The following is a 15985-nucleotide window of genomic DNA, read 5'->3' as shown; positions in this document are numbered from 1 at the left end:
CCGGGCACGGCGTACGAGCGGGTCAGGCGTCCGCGCCGTGCTCCACGTCGGCACCCGATCCCGCGACGATCGGGATCGACGTCGTGACCGTCGGAACCGACGCCGACAGGAGCGAGCCGTCTTCGCGGCGCTGGTCGGCGAACTGCCGCAGCGTCGGCCGGCCGGCGCGCACGGGTCCCTGGTCGGCGAGCGCGACGACGACCTCTTCGCCCGCGCCGACGACGTACCCGGTGCCCCGCACGCTGAACCCGACCGGGTCGCCGTCGCCCGCCACGACGCGCAGTTCATCGCGTGTGATCGACACCTCGAGACGCGTGCCGTGCCAGTGCAGCACGAACGAGATCTCGGGCCAGTCGGCCGGAAGCCTCGGGTCGAACGAAAGCTCGCCGAAGTGATCGCGCATGCCGCCGAATCCGCAGACGAGCGCCGTCCACACGCCGCCCGCCGAGGCGACGTGCACGCCGTCGGCGGCATTGTGGTGCAGGTCGGCGAGGTCGACGAAGATCGACTGGCGGAAGTACTCCAGCGCGAGGTCCTGATACCCGACCTCGGCGGCGAGGATCGCCTGCACCACCGCCGACAGCGTCGAGTCGCCCGTGGTCAGCGGGTCGTAGTACTCGAAATCGGCGAGCTTGTCCTCATCGGAGAAGTGGTTGCCCTGCAGGAAGAGCGCGAGCACGACATCCGCCTGCTTGAGCACCTGGTAGCGGTAGATCACGAGCGGGTGGAAGTGCAGCAGCAGCGGCCGGCGGTCGGCCGGCGTGTTCTCGAGGTCCCAGATCTCGCGCTCGAGGAAGACGTGATCCTGCGGGTGGATGCCGAGGCTCGGGCTGAACGGGATGTGCATCGCCTCCGCCGCGCGCTCCCAGGCCTCGGGCTCTCCCTCCTCGAGCCCGAGGCGGTCGACCATCTTGCGGTACACCTCGCCGTCGAGCTCGGCCATGTCACGGATCGTGCGGGCCGCGAAGCGCAGGTTGAAGCGCGCCATCACGTTGGTGAAGAGGTTGTCGTTGACGACGGTGGTGTACTCGTCGGGTCCGGTCACGCCGTGGATGTGGAACGTCTCGCCGTCGATCTCGCCGTCACGATCGCCGTCGAGCGAGCGCCAGAAGCCGAGCGTCGTCCACAGCCGCGCGGTCTCGACCGCGATGTCGACGCCCTCGCGGTGGAGGAACTCGGTGTCGCCCGTGGCGCGCACGTACTTCGCGAGCGCGAACGACACGTCTGCGTTGATGTGGAACTGCGCGGTGCCGGCCGCGTAATACGCCGACGCCTCCTCACCGTTGATGGTGCGCCACGGGAACAGCGCACCGTTCTCGTTCAGCTGGAAGGCGCGCCGCCGGGCGGCGGGGAGCATGAGGTACCGCATGCGCAGCGCGTTTCGGGCCCAGAGCGGGGTCGTGTACGCCAGGAACGGCAGCACGTAGATCTCGGTGTCCCAGAAGTAGTGCCCGCTGTAGCCCGACCCGGTCATGCCCTTCGCGGGGACGCCCTGGCCGTCGGCGCGGGCCGACGCCTGCGCGAGCTGGAACAGGCACCAGCGGGTCGCCTGCTGCAGGTCGTCGTGTCCCCCGATGCGCACGTCGGAGCGTGCCCAGAAGTCGTCGAGCCAGGCACGCTGCGTGCGGTAGATCGCGTCGATGCCCTCGCTGAGCGAACGGTCGAGGGTGCGGCGGCAGCGGTCGACCAGCTCACGGGCGGGGACGCCCCGCGACGTGTGGTAGCTCACGACCTTGGTGACCGAGATCGGCACGCCGGCCTTCGCCTGCACGCGGAACACGTTCTTGGCGATGTCGGGCTCGATGAGCGCCCGCGCCGTGTAGGCGTTGTCGGTCTCGATGATGTGATCGGCGACGACAGCGATCGTCATGCCCGACGCGTTCACCCGGTACGACAGCGCCGAGCGCAGGCCGTCCTGCCAGTACTCCTCGGGCTGGAGCACGCGCTCGGCCAGCTTGTCGGTCTTGCGCGGATCGAACCCGGCCTTCTTGGGAGCGGTGGGCGTGCCGCCGTAGACGTCTTCGCCGTCCTGCCGGTTGAGCAGCTGGCAGCTCACCGTCACGGGTGCGTCGGCATTGAGCACGGTGACCTCGAGGCGCATCACGGCGAGGTGCTTCTCCTCGAACGACACGAGGCGGTCGTAGTCGATGCGCACCTCCTTGCCGCTCGGAGTGGTCCACTCGATGTGACGGCGCAGCACGCCGTCGCGCATGTCGAGCGAGCGCTCGTAGTCGCGCATGTCGGCGACATCGAGCGAGAGCGGCTCGTCGTCGACGTAGACGCGCATCACCTTCGCGTCGGGCGCGTTGATGATGGTCTGGCCCACCTCGGCGAAGCCGTACGCCTGCTCGGCGTGGCGGATCGGGAAGGTCTCGTGGAACCCGTTGATGAAGGTGCCGTGCTCGTGGGCGTGCCGCCCCTCGGGCTGGTTGCCGCGCAGCCCCAGGTAGCCGTTGCCGATGGCGAACAGAGTCTCGGTGACGCCGGTGTCGGCGATGTCGAACGAGGTCTCGACCAGTCGCCAGGGATCGATCGGAAAGCGGTCGCGGTCCATTGCGGCATCGGTCATCGGACGAACTCCTCCAGGTCTTCCACCACCACATGAGCACCGGCGGCGGTGAGCACGTCGCGCCCTGCCCCCCGGTCCACTCCGACGACGAGGGCGAACCCGCCCGCCGCCGCCGACTGCACGCCACTCAGCGCGTCTTCGACCGCCGCGCAGCGTGCAGGGTCGACGCCCAGCATCCGCGCCGCCTCGACGAACACATCGGGTGCGGGTTTCGAGGCGAGGTGGTCGCGCTCGGCGATCACACCGTCCATCACCACCGGGAAGCGGTCGCGGATGCCGGCGACGCCGAGCACCTCCTCCGCGTTCTTGGAACTCGACACCACGGCGACGGGGGTGCCCTTCGCCGCGAGGACGTCGAGGAGCGCGAGCGATCCCGGATACGCGGCGATGCCGTCCTCACGGAGCGACTTCTCGAAGTACGCGTTCTTGCGGTTGCCGATGCCGCACACCGTATCGGCGGTGACGGGATCCGACGGCTCCCCCCACGGCACCTCGACGTCGCGGGAGCGCAGCAGGCTCGCCACGCCGTCGTACCGCTTCTTGCCGTCGAGATGCTCGAAATAGTCGCGCTCGGTGTACGCCGGAGTGATCTCCCACTCGGCGAAGAGTTCGTCGAACATCGACTGCCACGCGTGCATGTGCACGTCGGCGGTGGGCGTCAGCACACCGTCCAGGTCGAACAGGACGGCGTCGTAGGCGGCGAGGTCTGGCAGTGCGTCCATGGTCACTCCCTCAGGCTAGCGACGAGATGTTACGCGGAGGCGACGCTCAGCGTCTGACGGGCGATCTCGAGCTCCTCGTCGGTGGGCACCACCAGCACGATGACGCGGGACTCGTCGGTGGAGATGACGTGGATGCCGCCATCCGCCCCGGGCGCGCCGCGGCCGACCGCGTGGTTGCGCTCGGCGTCGATCTCGACGCCCGCGAACGCCAGGGTCTCGAGCGCCGCCGCACGCACGTGCGGGGCGTTCTCGCCGACACCCGCGGTGAACGAGATCACGTCGGCGCCGCCGAGGTGGGCGAGGTACGCGCCGGCGTACTGCCGCAGACGGTGGACGTACACCTCGTACGCGAGCACGGCGCTCGCATCCCCCTTCTCGATCGCCGCGCGGATGTCGCGCAGGTCGTTGGAGCCGGCCATGCCGAGCAGTCCGCTGCGCTTGTTGAGGAGCGCATCCAGATCGGCGATCGACATGCCCTCCCGGCGGGCGAGATGGAAGAGGATCGCCGGGTCGAGGTCTCCGGAGCGGGTGCCCATGACGAGGCCCTCGAGCGGGGTGAACCCCATCGACGTCTCGACCGACCGGCCGCCGTCGATCGCGGTCACCGATGCGCCGTTGCCGAGGTGGAAGACGAGCTGCTTGAGCTCGGCGACCGGACGACCCACGAAGGCCGCGGCCGCCTCGCTCACGAACTTGTGCGAGGTGCCGTGGAAGCCGTAGCGACGGATGCGGTGGTCGGCCGCGAGCTTCGCGTCGATCGCGTAGGTGTAGGCGGCAGGCGACAGGGTCTGGTGGAACGCTGTGTCGAAGACCGCGACGTGCGGCACGGCGGGGAACGCCTTCTTCGCCGCCACGATGCCGGCAAGGTTCGCCGGGTTGTGCAGCGGCGCGAGCACCGACAGCTCGTCGATGTTGATCTCGACGAGCGGGGTGACGAGGGTCGGCTCGAAGAAGCGCGCGCCGCCGTGCACGACGCGATGCCCGACCGCGACGGGTGGATGGGCATCGAGCGCAGGGCCGTTCTCGGCGAACGCCTCGAGCATCACGCGGAATCCCGCCGTGTGATCGGGGATCGGCAGACGCCGCTTGTACGTCGCCTCGGTGAAGGTGGCAGCCCCCTCGCCCGCGGTCGCGGCCGGCGCGAAGACCGTGTGCTTCGCACGGCCCTCGGCGTCGCCGATGCGCTCGACGAGGCCCGATGCGAGCGTGGTCTCACCGTCCATCTCGATCAGCTGGTACTTGAACGACGACGACCCGCTGTTGACGACCAGGACGGTGCTCATGCCGTGAACCTCTCCCCACTGCTTGTGTGACAGGCGACCGAGCGAGAGCCGATCCTCGCGCCCATGCTCACGCGGTGATCCCCTGCGCCTGGATCGCGGTGATCGCGATCGTGTTCACGATGTCTTCCACCAGGGCTCCTCGCGAGAGGTCGTTGATCGGCTTGTTCAGCCCCTGCAGCACCGGACCGATCGCGACCGCGCCGGCCGAGCGCTGCACGGCCTTGTAGGTGTTGTTGCCGGTGTTGAGGTCAGGGAAGATGAACACCGTCGCGCGGCCGGCGACCTGCGATCCCGGCATCTTCGCCGCGGCGACCGCGGCGTCGGCGGCGGCGTCGTACTGGATGGGGCCCTCCACGAGCAGCTCGGGGGCGCGTTCGCGCACCAGCGCCGTGGCATCCCGCACCTTCTCGACATCGGCGCCGGAGCCCGACTCCCCCGTCGAGTACGAGAGCATCGCCACCCGCGGGTCGATGCCGAACTGCTCGGCGGTCGCCGCAGACGAGATCGCGATGTCGGCGAGCTGCGGGCTGGTCGGGTCGGGGATGACGGCGCAGTCGCCGTAGACGAGCACACGGTCGGCGAGCGCCATGAGGAAGACGCTCGAGACCACCGACACGTCGGGACGCGTCTTGATGATCTCGAACGCCGGGCGGATCGTGTGCGCCGTGGTGTGCGCAGCGCCCGAGACCATGCCGTCGGCGAGCCCCAGGTGCACCATGAGGGTGCCGAAGTACGAGACGTCTGTGACCGTGTCGGACGCCTTCTCGAACGTCACCCCCTTGTGTGCGCGGAGGCGGGCGTATTCGTCTGCGAACCGGTGGACGTGCACGGCGTCGAACGGCGAGATGACCGCGGCCGCCGAGATGTCGATGCCGAGCTCGATCGCCCGGGCCCGCACCTCGAACGGCTCGCCGAGGATCGTGAGGTCGGCGATGCCGCGCTTGAGCACAGTCGCGGCGGCCCGCAGCACGCGGTCGTCGTCGCCCTCGGGGAGCACGATGCGCTTGCGGTCGCCGCGCGCCCGCTCGATGAGCTGGTACTCGAACATGAGCGGGGTGACCACGGTCGCCCGGGCGACGCCGAAGGCGCGCAGCAGCTCGCCGGTGTCGACGTTCTGCTCGAACAGCGACAGCGCGGTGTCGTACCGCCGCTGCGAGTCGGCCGCGAGGCGCCCGCGCGTGTTCATGATGCGCACGGCGGTCTCGTACGTGCCGAGATCGGTCGTGATGATCGGCACGTTCGATCCGAGCCCGTCGAGGAGGCGCGTGACCGGCTCCGGCAGGTCGAACCCGCCGTTGAGCACGATGCCCGAGATCGACGGGAAGGTGCCCGACGCATTCGCGAGGAGCGTGGCGAGGAGCACCTCGGAGCGGTCGGCGGGAACCACGACCACCGCTCCTTCGAGCAGTCGCGGCAGCACGTTCACCATCGACATGCCGGCCACCACGACGGCGAGCGCCTCGCGCGTGAGCCGGTCGGCGTCGCCCGAGAGCAGCTCGCCGTCGACGGAGCGCATGATGCCGCGGATCGACGGGGCAACGAGGTAGCGGTCCTCCGGAATCGCCCATACGGGCACCTCGGCGGAGGAGCCTGCCGCCACGACCGCCCGCCGCACGGCGGCGATCGTCTCGTCGGAGCGCTCCGGGTCGGTGCGGTTCGCGATGACAGCGAACAGCTCGGCGCGCCCGTGGGCGAGCTCGGCGAGGGCGAGGTCGGCGATCTGGCCGACCTCGGCGGGGGTGCGGGCGAGCGACGACCCCAGCTGCTCGGGGAGCGTCTGGGCCGCGGCCGAGCGTCCGCCCAGGACCAGCAGCACCGGTGCGCCGAGGTTGGCCGCGATGCGGGCGTTGTAGGCGAGCTCGGCCGGGCTGCCGACGTCGGTGTAATCGCTTCCGACGATGACGACGGCGTCGCAGCGGGCCTCGACCGCCTTGTAGCGCTCGACGATCACCGAGAGCGCGGCATCCGGATCGGCGCGCACGTCGTCGTAGGTGACTCCGACGCATTCCTCGTACTCGAGGTCGACGCCGTCGTGGTCGAGCAGCATCTCGAGCACGTAGTCGCGCTCCGCTGTGGAGCGGGCGATCGCCCGGAACACCCCGACCCGTGCGGTCGCGTGGCTCAGTGCGTCGAGCACCCCGAGCGCGACCGTCGACTTACCCGAGTGGCCTTCTGCGGACGTGATGAAGATGCTGTGAGCCACGGTCCCAGCCTAGGGTCGCGACGGGCGGCGGGACCAGGGCGGGCACCCGTGAGAATGGTGAGGACTACTGTCGGAGGCATGAGCGAACCGCGCCCGGGCGTCGATGTTCCCGACCATCGGGGCCGTGTCGGCCTCGACCGCACCGGGCTCGATCTCGACCGCAATCCCGATGTCCGCGTGACGGATGTGGAGCTGATCGCCGCGCCCTGGCACGTGCTGCGTCGCACCACCCTCGAGTACCGCGGGCCGTCGGGAGCCTGGGAGACCCAGCAGCGCGAGACGTACGACCGCGGCAACGGAGCGACCGTGCTCCTCTACGACCCGGCGCGGCGCACCGTGCTCCTCACGCGCCAGTTCCGCTACCCGGTGTACGTCAACGAGCACCCCGACGGGATGCTGCTCGAGACCGCGGCCGGCCTCCTCGACGACGACGACCCGGCGACCGCCATCCGCCGCGAGGCGATGGAGGAGACCGGGGTGGAGGTGGGCGAGCTCGAGCACGTGTGGGACGTGTACATGAGCCCCGGATCGGTGACCGAGCGGCTCCACTTCTTCGCCGCCGCCTACGACGGGGCGGCGCGCTCCGGCGAGCGCGGCGGCCTGGCCGAGGAGGGTGAGCACATCGAGCTCGTCGAACTCGGCATCGAGGAGTCGCTCGCGATGATCCGCGACGGGCGGATCCAGGATGCGAAGACCATCATGCTGCTGCAGTGGTCGGTCCTGGACGGGCCGTTCGGGAAAAAGTAAGACTCTCCGCGAACCCGGCAGAGCCCGGTTACCCTTGCTACGTTTCCGTCCTGGGGGAATTGGCCTGGATGCCGCCTCGCGGAGAGCTGACACCAGTCTAACCCGGCTCGCGGCTCCCCTCGACCGGTCGGCGGCTGCCCGGGCATGTCCAGCGTTCTCGCAGGCATCCCGATACCCAACCGATATCACCGCGATTAGGATCGGTCCCGGGGCGAGGATGCCTCATCAGCCGACCCATGCGGGCCGGTTGCGCACGGGGACGCAGGAGGCTGCAGTGACGGACGCCATGACCGACGCAGCGAAGACGGATGCCGCCATGACGGCGGAGGGCTTCGCGCGCACCACCGATGCGATCCTCGCCGCCGTGGGCCGCGTGATCGACGGCAAGCCCGACGCGGTCCGCAGCGCCCTCGTCTGCCTGCTCGCGGAAGGGCACCTCCTCATCGAGGATGTGCCCGGCGTCGGCAAGACCATGCTCGCGCGGGCGCTCGGGGCGTCGGTCGACGCGACGGTGCGGCGCATCCAGTTCACCCCCGATCTGCTCCCCGGCGACGTCACCGGGGTGTCGGTGTTCAACCCGGTCGAGCGCGAGTTCGAGTTCAAGCGCGGCGCGATCTTCGCGAACCTCGTGATCGCCGACGAGATCAACCGCTCCTCCCCCAAGACGCAGTCGGCGCTGCTCGAGGCGATGGAGGAGCGGCAGGTGACCGTCGACGGGCAGACCCACTTCCTCCCCGACCCGTTCCTCGTGGTCGCCACGCAGAACCCGCTCGAGATGGAGGGCACCTACGCCCTCCCCGAGGCGCAGCGCGACCGGTTCATGATGCGGGTGTCGATGGGCTACCCCGACGCGCAATCCGAGGCGCGCATGCTGCGCCAGCGCGAGTCGGTCAATCCGCTCGACTCGGTGACGCCGGTGGTCACGGCGACCGAGGTCGGCTCGCTGGTCGCCTGGGCCCGCGCCGTGCACGTCGCTCCGGCGATCGAGGACTACGCGGTCGCTCTCGCGCACGCCACCCGCAGCCACTCCGAACTGCGCCTGGGCGCGAGCCCGCGCGCCACGCTGCAGCTCGTCCGCGCCGCGAAGGTGTGGGCGGCGCTCGACGGCCGCGGCTTCGTCATCCCCGACGACGTCACCGCCCTCCTCACCCCGGTGTTCGCGCATCGGCTCATCCCGACCCGGTCGGTCGGCGGATCGCGGGCCCGCTCGGCGGCCGACGCGATCGGCGCGATCCTCGACCGGATCGCGGCGACGGTGCGTGTGCCGATCGCCGCACGCCAGAGCTGAGGCGGATCACCATGAGGCGCGCGTGGCCGCTCACCGCACGGGGCACCGGAGCCGTGCTGCTGGCGGTCGCGTGCTTCATCGCGGCGAACGAGGCCGGCCTCGTCGAGCTCGTCTACTTCGGCGCGCTGCTGCTGATCGCCGTCGCCGCGAGCCTCGGGTCGCTCTATCTCACCCGGCACGCCGAGACGGTGACACGCACGCTCTACCCCGACGTGGCCACGGTCGGCCGCGAGGCACAGGTCTCGGTGCGTGCCGGCGTGCGCACGGCGGTGCCCACTCCCCCGGGCACCTGGCGCGACGTCCTCCCCCGAGGCCTCAGCGGGTCGGCCGAGGGCGTCTTCCCGGCGCTCGGTTCAGGGCTCAGCCGAAACGAGCGGATCATCGATCTCAGCTACACCGTGCAGGGCGCCGCGCGCGGCGTGCACGCGCTGGGCCCGCTGACCGTCCGCGCGACCGACCCGTTCGGACTCGCCCGCCGCACCACCGTGTTCGGCGAGCGCACGCCCGTCACGGTTGTGCCGTCGACCACCGACCTGCCGCCGCTGGCGGACTTCGCCGGCGAGACCGGCGGCTCGCTGCACACCACCACGAACCAGCTCGGTCAGGGCGCCGACAACCTCGTCGCGCGCCCGTACGAGCCGGGCGACTCGATGCGGCGCATCCATTGGCGGGCGACGGCTCACCGCGACCAGCTGATGGTGCGCCAGGAGGAGCAGGAGTCCACCCCCGAGGCGAGCGTCGTGCTCGACCGCGGGGTGCTGCGCTGGTCGATGGACGCGATGCGGGCGCCCGGCGCCGATCCGGGCTTCGAAGCCGGGGTGTCGGCGGCGGTGTCCGCGGTGGCGCGTCTGGTGCGGGACGGCTACGCCGTCGAGGTGCTCGACTCCGACGGCACGGTCCTCGCCGAGCGCATCGACGGCGGCGACATGGACGAGGTCGAGATCTTCCTCACTCACGTGGCGACCCTCACCGCTCGGCGCGACGACACCCTGGGCAAGCTGCCGCGGGTGTTCGCCGGCGTGATGACCGGCCCGGTGATCGTCGTGGTCGGGCGATTCGACGCCGCGGATGCCGTGACCATCGGCCCGGTCGCCCACCACAGCACCCTGCCCATGCTGTTCAGCGTGATGCCCGTCGGCGACGCACTCGAGCGCGCGGCCGACGCCGGATGGCGGATCGGGGCGATCGACGTCGACGGGGACTTCTCGCGCGCCTGGTCGGGCGCCGCCGGACGCGGGGTGCGACATGTCGTCGGCTGACCGCGTCGCGACAGCACGCGCCGCCGCCCGCGGCGAGTGGGTGCTGCCCGTCGCGGTGCTCGTCGCGCTCGTGACGGCGCTCATGCCCGTGCTCGGAGTCGTCGACCCCGGCAGCTGGCTGCTCGGGTCGATCGTCATCGCGGTGCTCGTGATCGGGGCGGGCTTCGTCGCCCGCCTCTTCCGGCTGCCTGCCGTCGCCGTCAGCCTCATCGAGGCGGCGGTGTGGGCAGGCTTCCTCACGTTCATCTTCCTCCGCGACACGGCGCTCCTGTGGGTCATCCCGACTCCGGCGACGGTCCGCACGGCGGTCGACATGTTCGACGACGCGATGCGCGAGATCGTGCTGGGCGCGGCGCCCCTCGAGACGAGCGCCGAGCTCGGGCTGCTCATCACGGGCGCCATGGGGCTGCTCGCGATCATCGTCGACCACGTCGCCGTCACCGCGCGGATGCCGCTGCTCGCATCGATCGGCATCGTGGCCGTGTCGCTGATCCCGACGATCGCCGTTCCCGGCGAGGTCGACGTGATGGCTTTCGTGCTGCTCGCGACCGCGGTGCTCTTCCTCATCCGCGCCGAGACCCGGTCGCGCGAGAAGCCGCTGCAGCGCGAGGACGAGCGCTCGGCCGGGGTGCCGGCCACGGCCGTGGGGATCGGCGCGATCGCCGTGATCCTCGCAGTGGTCGCGGTGCCGCTGCTGCCGCAGCCCGCCATCCGCGGCGGGGTGGGCGGACCGGGCCCGGGCATCGACGCCACCCTGCAGCTCGGCGACGACCTGCGTCGTCCGCAGGAGATCGAGGTGATCCAGGTGCGGACGGATGCGCCGTCGCCGCCGTACCTGCGCGCGACGACGCTGTCGCGGTTCGAGGGCGGTGTGTGGGAGCCCGACCGGGTGCGCACCGTACCGCTCGACGCCGAGTTCGGACTCGGCCCCCTGCCCTTCGGCGAGGAGATCCGCTCGAGCGAGTACCTCACCAAGGTGCAGGTGATGAACCTCGCGACCACCTGGCTGCCGATCCCGTATCCCGCCGTCGAGGTGACCGGACTCGATGGGCGCTGGGCCGCCGTGCCGTACAACCGCACAGTCATCTCGCAGTCGATCACGACGCAGGGGCAGAGCTACGAGGTCTCGTCGACGCAGCCCCGGCCGACTCTCGAGCAGATCCGCGCCATGGAGGCGAGAACGCCGGATGCGCGCGACGAGACGACCGAGCTGCCCTCGGACCTGCCGCCGATCGTGCACGACCTGGCGCTCGAGGTGACCGCGGGCGCGGCGAACGACTACGACGCGCTGGTCGCGCTGCAGCGCTGGTTCCGCGGCGGCGAGTTCCGCTACTCGCTGCAGGCTCCCGTCGAAGACGGCTTCGACGGCTCGGGAGCCGAGGCCGTGGCGCAGTTCCTCGAGCAGCGCGAGGGGTACTGCGTGCACTTCGCTTCGGCATTCGCCCTCATGGCGCGAACCCTCGAGATGCCCTCGCGCATCGTCGTGGGTTACCTCCCAGGCACCGCGACCGGCGATCTCGTCGACGACGAGCCCGTGTACACCGTGTCGAGCTCGCTCCTGCACGCCTGGCCCGAGGTGTACTTCGACGGCGTCGGCTGGGTCGCGTTCGAGCCGACCGCAGGTCTCGGCGTGCCGACATCCTTCTCCCCCGCCGCATCGCTGCCCGGGCAGCCGAACGATCCGACCGACCCGCAGTCCGGGGCGACGCCCACCCCGTCCGCGTCGGCCGGTTCGCCGACGACCTCCCCGCTCAACCCCCGCGACGAGGCGGTGTCGGGCCCGACCGTGACCGAGACCAACCCGCTCCCGTTCGCGAGCGTCATGGTCGGGATCCTCGCGCTGCTGGCGCTGCCCGGTGTGATCCGCGAGGTGCGGCGTCGCCAGATGACGGCGCAGGCGGCGGGCGGCGATGCCGCGGCGGCCTGGATGCTGGTGCAGGATGCCGCGATCGATGTGGGCATCGCCGTGCCCGCGAGCGAGTCGCCCCGCGCGTTCGCCGCGCGGCTCGTCGAGCAGCACGGCGCCCCGGCCGCCGCGATGGGGTACCTGGTGAGCGCGATCGAGCGGGCCTCCTACGCCCCCGGCACCCACGGCCTCGACTTCTGGCTCGGCGAGAGCGCCGCCGAGGCCGCGGCCGAGGTGCGCACCGAGCTGCTGGGCGCGGTGCCGCCGGCGCGCCGCATCCTCGCCTTCATCGCGCCGCGCTCGCTGCTGGTCCGACCCGGAAGCACGTACGCGGCGACGGCGGCCCGCAGCCGCTGATGCGACCGCGGCCTCGGCGGTCGGGAACGGTGCGCGCGCTCGGGTAGACTGTCCTGCGGTCCTCCGGGACCATGGAGGATTCGCCTAGTGGCCTATGGCGCACGCTTGGAAAGCGTGTTGAGTGAAAGCTCTCAGGGGTTCGAATCCCCTATCCTCCGCCATTGTGATGAGTCGCGACATAGGAGACATCTGAGTCGCGACATAGGAGACATTCAAGAAGGGGAGCCCGGCCATCGGCCGGGCTCTTTTTCGTTGTTTCGCCAGTAGGTCTTGTCGGGGTCGATGGTGATCTTATCGTTGCTGCTTCCATGAGGCTGCCGCGTCGTGGTGGTTCGGGGATCTGAGCTTTGCCCTGTTACCGGCGACCTGGCAGAGAGCGCCTACACGGGAGTAGACCAGCGATGGGGATCAGGGCGAACGTACGTCGTCGGCGCCCGGCGTCCGATCGTGGAGCGCAGCTACCTTTGGACCGAGGACCACTCCGTGCTCGTTGCCTCCCCGCCAAACACGGCTGCCACCTCCGTCCAAGGTCCCGACGCTCTCGTGAGCAGGCTGCTCGCGACACCCGATCTCAACGCGCATCAATGGGTACGGTAAGCGTCGGGGATCGGTGCGGAACCCGCGCACGTGCGATACTCGCTGGCCTCCACGCGACTCCGCGCTGTGTACCAATCCTCGATGGCTGAGAGGTATTCGGCGCACCTCTGCCCGCAGCGCGGACCTTCACCGCGTCGCGTCCGCAATCACCTCGTCGATCCAACCGTGCCGGTCCATCGTGCGGATCTCGTTGGTGGTGACCCAGCGCACTTCCAGAAGCTCGCTGCTATCCAGGGTCAGGTCGGCCGCGAACAATGAGCAGCGGTAGGCGACCGTGACATAGCCGACGCGATCCCCGTTCGGGTAGACCGTCTCCAACGCCGCGCCGCCGTACACGCCGACGATGCCGTGCGTTATCGCTTCGACCCCCAGCTCTTCACGGACCTCCCGCCGCACTGCGGTCTCCGGCTGCTCTCCAGGTTCGATGCCTCCACCGATGAGGCTCCAGCGGCGTGAGTCGCGTTGCCGTGCGAGCAGGAATCGGTCCGCGTCTGCGATGACGGCAGTGACACCGGGCAGGAGCAGGAACTCGGTCCCGATATGTGAGCGGAGTCCCTTGATGTAGTCGGAAGCGGGCACGGATCGAAGCTAGCGTGATCGTGGCACAACCGGTCGCTGAACAAACGGCGCCTACTCGGTCTCGCGCCTCTCGATCTCCTTGAGGCGTTTGAGCTTTGCCCATGGCACGAATGCGATCCACACGATTGACGCGATGGATGCGCCCATCAGCATTGAGGCGATGTCCATCCAGCCAGGCTAGAAGATACGCCCCGTTGCCACCTCCCTCCAGCGGGGGAACTTCAAGCGTGCGGATGCCGGTCCTTCCTCGCACCCCATTGTGCAGTGGCTGTGCTGAGCGAATGATCGGGGAACATCCCCTGCGTCGTGATCCGTGTCGGTAGTCCGACCTAGTGTGTGATTGCGGTACGTATGGAGTAAGCCGAAGCGGATGGGGTGACTCGCATGTCGGGAACGGTGATCGAAGTCAACCGGGCAGAGGTACAGCAACGTCTGGCTGATCTTCTGCATCAGCTCGACCTGGAGAGCTATGGCGAGTTCGCCGCGCGGGAGCGCCGGGGCGAACTAGTGGATGTCGAGTGGTCGCACGTCGACGAGCTGCGAGGATACGCGTTCCTGCTCGGCCTCGAAGCGTGACGCACGACCCGATAGTCGGACAGGCCGAGGAATTGGCGGGGCGTCTGACTGCGATGCTTTGCGCGACGCTGCCTGGGGATCCGACAGTCGTTGCGGTCAAGATGGACGACCGAGTCCAGGTGATGTCGACCCTTGGCTACTCCCCTGGGAACCTGCCAAGGCCCGATCCGCTTCCGTTGTACGTCGCGGGAGAAGAAGTCGCGTCCTGGTCGCTGAGCATGCTCATGCGACTCGATAGGACAGGACGGTTCCTGAAAACAGTCGACTCCCGGGTGGTCGTCTCCTCACGCTGGGAGAAGACACCGCTTGCTCGGCTGGAATACCGATCCGACATGAGGTCAGTGCCGATCTCTCACTGGCAGTTTCACGGCGAGAGGGGTGCCTTCTCGCATCTACTCGCGCGAGCACAGATGGCCAACAACCTTCCGAAGGCCGCTCAGCCCCACTCGCTCGCTGAACTGCACTTCCCGGTCGGGGGCGAGCGCTTCCGTCCATCGGTCGAGGATGTTGTCGAGTTCCTCATTCGCCAATGTGGCGTGGACCACGTGAGCGGGTGGGAGGAGCACATCTATGAAGGGCGCGAGCTCTGGCGACGGATGCAGTTCCGCGCGGTGGTGCGGGATCTACCTGCCGAAGCAGCAGAGATACTGCGATCGGATGGGTGGACAATCGCGGCCCCGGATGGATTCTCCGACGAATCCTCCGGGAGCGAAACCTTGACCAAGTGGTGATCCAAGCGAACGGCTTCCGCCCGCAACCCGGTGGCCTGTCGGGCGCCACCTGTAGGTTGACGCCATGGTCTTTGCGAACGCGGGCACACTGGGCGCGGTCCCCGGCAAACGCGACGAGCTCGTCGCTCATCTGACGCGGCGAAGCAGCAGTCTGTCGGAAGTTGGGTGCATCGCGTACGAGGTGGGCACGAACGATGCCGAACCCGACACGGTGTTCGTCATCGAGCTCTGGAAGGATTCCGCCGCCCACCAGGCGTCGCTCGCTCTGCCGGAAGTCGCTGCATCCATCGCGGAAGCGCGCCCACTCCTATCCGGCGTGTTCGGCGGTTTTCAGTTCGAGGTGGCAGGCTCGCCACTGCGCGATTGATCCTCTCAAGGCGCACGGAGCTCGGTCGTTCTCCGGGCGCTCCAGATCGCGCTCTATGCTGAACCCATGAGCAACCGGCAACGCTAGCCCCACCCAGGGGCCGCGCTTACGGAAGGCCATTCACATGGACCGCTTGCTCTGCCGTTCCCTCTTCGCCCTGCTCGGCCATCGCACCTGCTGTGGCCGGATTCCGGAGTGGACCGCCCACGTCGGTCAGACGTGGGATACCTACGACGTCGCTCCGTGGAACCTCTACAACATCATCTGGTGCTGCCAGAACTGGATCCGCGGCCGGGTCGACTGAGCACCGCCGATGATCGGCGCGTGCAGCTCGAACGCGCCGATCATCGGGACATTCTCAACACCGGGCCCGGGGCGGATCAAGGTCGCGAGCGTGCGTTGGCCGGTCCGTGAGCGAGACAGCTGGCGAGCATGCGAGTCTTGGAGTGTGGACCTGGCAGAGATCCGAGCGCTCGAGGAAGAGCTGCTCACGGCGGCCGCGCGGCGGAATCCGGAACGACTGAGCGAACTGCTTCATCCAGACTTCATCGAGATCGGCCGGTCAGGGAGGCGGTGGTCCCGCGACGAGATCATCGAGTCGCTCGCCAACGAGGGCATCCGCGATGCGGTGATCACGGACGGATGGGACATTTTCGAGCTGGCTCCTGGTGTTGCTCTGATCACCTTCGTGATCCGCACGTCGGATCGAGTCAGCCGACACTCGTCGATCTGGACGTGGGCTTCCGGCAAAACCCAGATGCTCTTCCACCAGGGGACCTTCGTCACCGCGCGCTGACCGGT

14 protein-coding genes, 1 tRNA gene and 1 other RNA gene are annotated in these 15985 nt (G+C 69.3%); 10 read left to right on the top strand and 6 right to left on the bottom strand.

Features of this window, described 5'->3' with window-relative positions; translation table 11 throughout:
* Nucleotides 1-22: 22 nt before the first annotated feature.
* The 4 genes from JOD63_RS02840 to pta all read right to left on the bottom strand — a co-directional run bounded on the left by JOD63_RS02840 (nt 23) and on the right by pta (nt 6777).
* A complete protein-coding gene (locus JOD63_RS02840; protein ID WP_045277363.1) occupies nt 23-2554 on the bottom strand; it encodes a glycoside hydrolase family 65 protein in 2532 nt (843 codons plus the stop codon).
* A gap of 11 nt (nt 2555-2565) precedes the next feature.
* Entirely contained in the window at nt 2566-3291 is a 726-nt protein-coding gene (locus tag JOD63_RS02835) for an HAD family hydrolase (protein WP_045277362.1), read from the bottom strand.
* Between the two features lie 29 nt (nt 3292-3320).
* Nucleotides 3321-4574 carry an acetate/propionate family kinase gene (locus JOD63_RS02830; RefSeq protein WP_045277361.1) on the bottom strand — a complete coding sequence of 418 codons (1254 nt, stop codon included), beginning with the start codon at nt 4572-4574 and terminating at the stop codon, nt 3321-3323.
* Between the two features lie 67 nt (nt 4575-4641).
* Nucleotides 4642-6777: a phosphate acetyltransferase gene (gene pta, locus JOD63_RS02825; protein ID WP_045277360.1), complete on the bottom strand. Its 2136-nt coding sequence runs from the start codon at nt 6775-6777 to the stop codon at nt 4642-4644.
* Nucleotides 6778-6855: 78 nt separating this feature from the next.
* On the opposite strand from pta, the gene JOD63_RS02820 reads away from it, so the two are divergent.
* A complete protein-coding gene (locus tag JOD63_RS02820; protein ID WP_045277359.1) occupies nt 6856-7524 on the top strand; it encodes an NUDIX domain-containing protein in 669 nt (222 codons plus the stop codon).
* Here JOD63_RS02820 and ffs read toward each other — a convergent pair.
* Nucleotides 7519-7615, bottom strand: an RNA gene (gene ffs, locus JOD63_RS02815) — signal recognition particle sRNA small type. The genes JOD63_RS02820 and ffs overlap by 6 nt on opposite strands.
* 195 nt (nt 7616-7810) lie before the next feature.
* Between ffs and JOD63_RS02810 the strand changes: the two genes are divergently transcribed.
* From JOD63_RS02810 to JOD63_RS02795, 4 genes are all read left to right on the top strand, one after another.
* Complete coding sequence (locus tag JOD63_RS02810; RefSeq protein ID WP_045277444.1) at nt 7811-8812, top strand: AAA family ATPase; 1002 nt, start codon at nt 7811-7813, stop codon at nt 8810-8812.
* A gap of 11 nt (nt 8813-8823) precedes the next feature.
* Nucleotides 8824-10071 (top strand): DUF58 domain-containing protein, encoded by a 1248-nt coding sequence (locus JOD63_RS02805; protein WP_045277358.1) that lies wholly within the window; start codon nt 8824-8826, stop codon nt 10069-10071.
* Nucleotides 10058-12334: a transglutaminase TgpA family protein gene (locus JOD63_RS02800; protein WP_045277357.1), complete on the top strand. Its 2277-nt coding sequence runs from the start codon at nt 10058-10060 to the stop codon at nt 12332-12334. The genes JOD63_RS02805 and JOD63_RS02800 overlap by 14 nt, the downstream gene beginning before the upstream one ends.
* A gap of 73 nt (nt 12335-12407) precedes the next feature.
* Nucleotides 12408-12495 (top strand) — tRNA-Ser (locus JOD63_RS02795).
* A 562-nt stretch (nt 12496-13057) separates the two neighbouring features.
* Here the strand turns inward: JOD63_RS02795 and JOD63_RS02790 are convergent.
* A complete protein-coding gene (locus JOD63_RS02790) occupies nt 13058-13510 on the bottom strand; it encodes an NUDIX domain-containing protein (RefSeq protein ID WP_045277356.1) in 453 nt (150 codons plus the stop codon).
* 384 nt (nt 13511-13894) lie between these two features.
* Between JOD63_RS02790 and JOD63_RS02785 the strand changes: the two genes are divergently transcribed.
* From JOD63_RS02785 to JOD63_RS02765, 5 genes are all read left to right on the top strand, one after another.
* On the top strand, nt 13895-14086 hold the full coding sequence (locus JOD63_RS02785; protein ID WP_045277355.1) for a hypothetical protein: 192 nt from the start codon (nt 13895-13897) through the stop codon (nt 14084-14086).
* Nucleotides 14083-14817, top strand: coding sequence for a hypothetical protein (locus JOD63_RS02780; RefSeq protein WP_052682648.1), 735 nt, complete (start codon nt 14083-14085; stop codon nt 14815-14817). The genes JOD63_RS02785 and JOD63_RS02780 overlap by 4 nt, the downstream gene beginning before the upstream one ends.
* A 64-nt stretch (nt 14818-14881) precedes the next feature.
* Nucleotides 14882-15184 (top strand): putative quinol monooxygenase, encoded by a 303-nt coding sequence (locus tag JOD63_RS02775; protein WP_045277354.1) that lies wholly within the window; start codon nt 14882-14884, stop codon nt 15182-15184.
* 124 nt (nt 15185-15308) lie between these two features.
* Nucleotides 15309-15488, top strand: a complete 180-nt coding sequence (locus JOD63_RS02770; protein WP_084613799.1) for a hypothetical protein — start codon at nt 15309-15311, stop codon at nt 15486-15488.
* 144 nt (nt 15489-15632) lie between these two features.
* Nucleotides 15633-15980: a nuclear transport factor 2 family protein gene (locus tag JOD63_RS02765; protein ID WP_052682647.1), complete on the top strand. Its 348-nt coding sequence runs from the start codon at nt 15633-15635 to the stop codon at nt 15978-15980.
* Nucleotides 15981-15985: the final 5 nt, after the last annotated feature.

This window comes from Microbacterium terrae (assembly GCF_017831975.1).
Lineage (GTDB): Bacteria > Actinomycetota > Actinomycetes > Actinomycetales > Microbacteriaceae > Microbacterium > Microbacterium terrae.
Note: the sequence above shows the minus strand (reverse complement) of the source record. Positions and strands in the feature narration are given on the sequence as shown.

Excerpts from the sequence above, each read along its gene's own strand:
- JOD63_RS02810 (WP_045277444.1), top strand. The coding sequence starts at position 7,811 with ATGACCGACGCAGCGAAGACGGATGCCGCCATGACGGCGGAGGGCTTC.
- JOD63_RS02805 (WP_045277358.1), top strand. The coding sequence starts at position 8,824 with ATGAGGCGCGCGTGGCCGCTCACCGCACGGGGCACCGGAGCCGTGCTG.
- JOD63_RS02800 (WP_045277357.1), top strand. The coding sequence starts at position 10,058 with ATGTCGTCGGCTGACCGCGTCGCGACAGCACGCGCCGCCGCCCGCGGC.
- JOD63_RS02770 (WP_084613799.1), top strand. The coding sequence starts at position 15,309 with ATGGACCGCTTGCTCTGCCGTTCCCTCTTCGCCCTGCTCGGCCATCGC.
- JOD63_RS02830 (WP_045277361.1), bottom strand. The coding sequence starts at position 4,574 with ATGAGCACCGTCCTGGTCGTCAACAGCGGGTCGTCGTCGTTCAAGTAC.
- JOD63_RS02785 (WP_045277355.1), top strand. The coding sequence starts at position 13,895 with ATGTCGGGAACGGTGATCGAAGTCAACCGGGCAGAGGTACAGCAACGT.
- JOD63_RS02820 (WP_045277359.1), top strand. The coding sequence starts at position 6,856 with ATGAGCGAACCGCGCCCGGGCGTCGATGTTCCCGACCATCGGGGCCGT.
- JOD63_RS02835 (WP_045277362.1), bottom strand. The coding sequence starts at position 3,291 with ATGGACGCACTGCCAGACCTCGCCGCCTACGACGCCGTCCTGTTCGAC.
- JOD63_RS02840 (WP_045277363.1), bottom strand. The coding sequence starts at position 2,554 with ATGGACCGCGACCGCTTTCCGATCGATCCCTGGCGACTGGTCGAGACC.
- JOD63_RS02775 (WP_045277354.1), top strand. The coding sequence starts at position 14,882 with ATGGTCTTTGCGAACGCGGGCACACTGGGCGCGGTCCCCGGCAAACGC.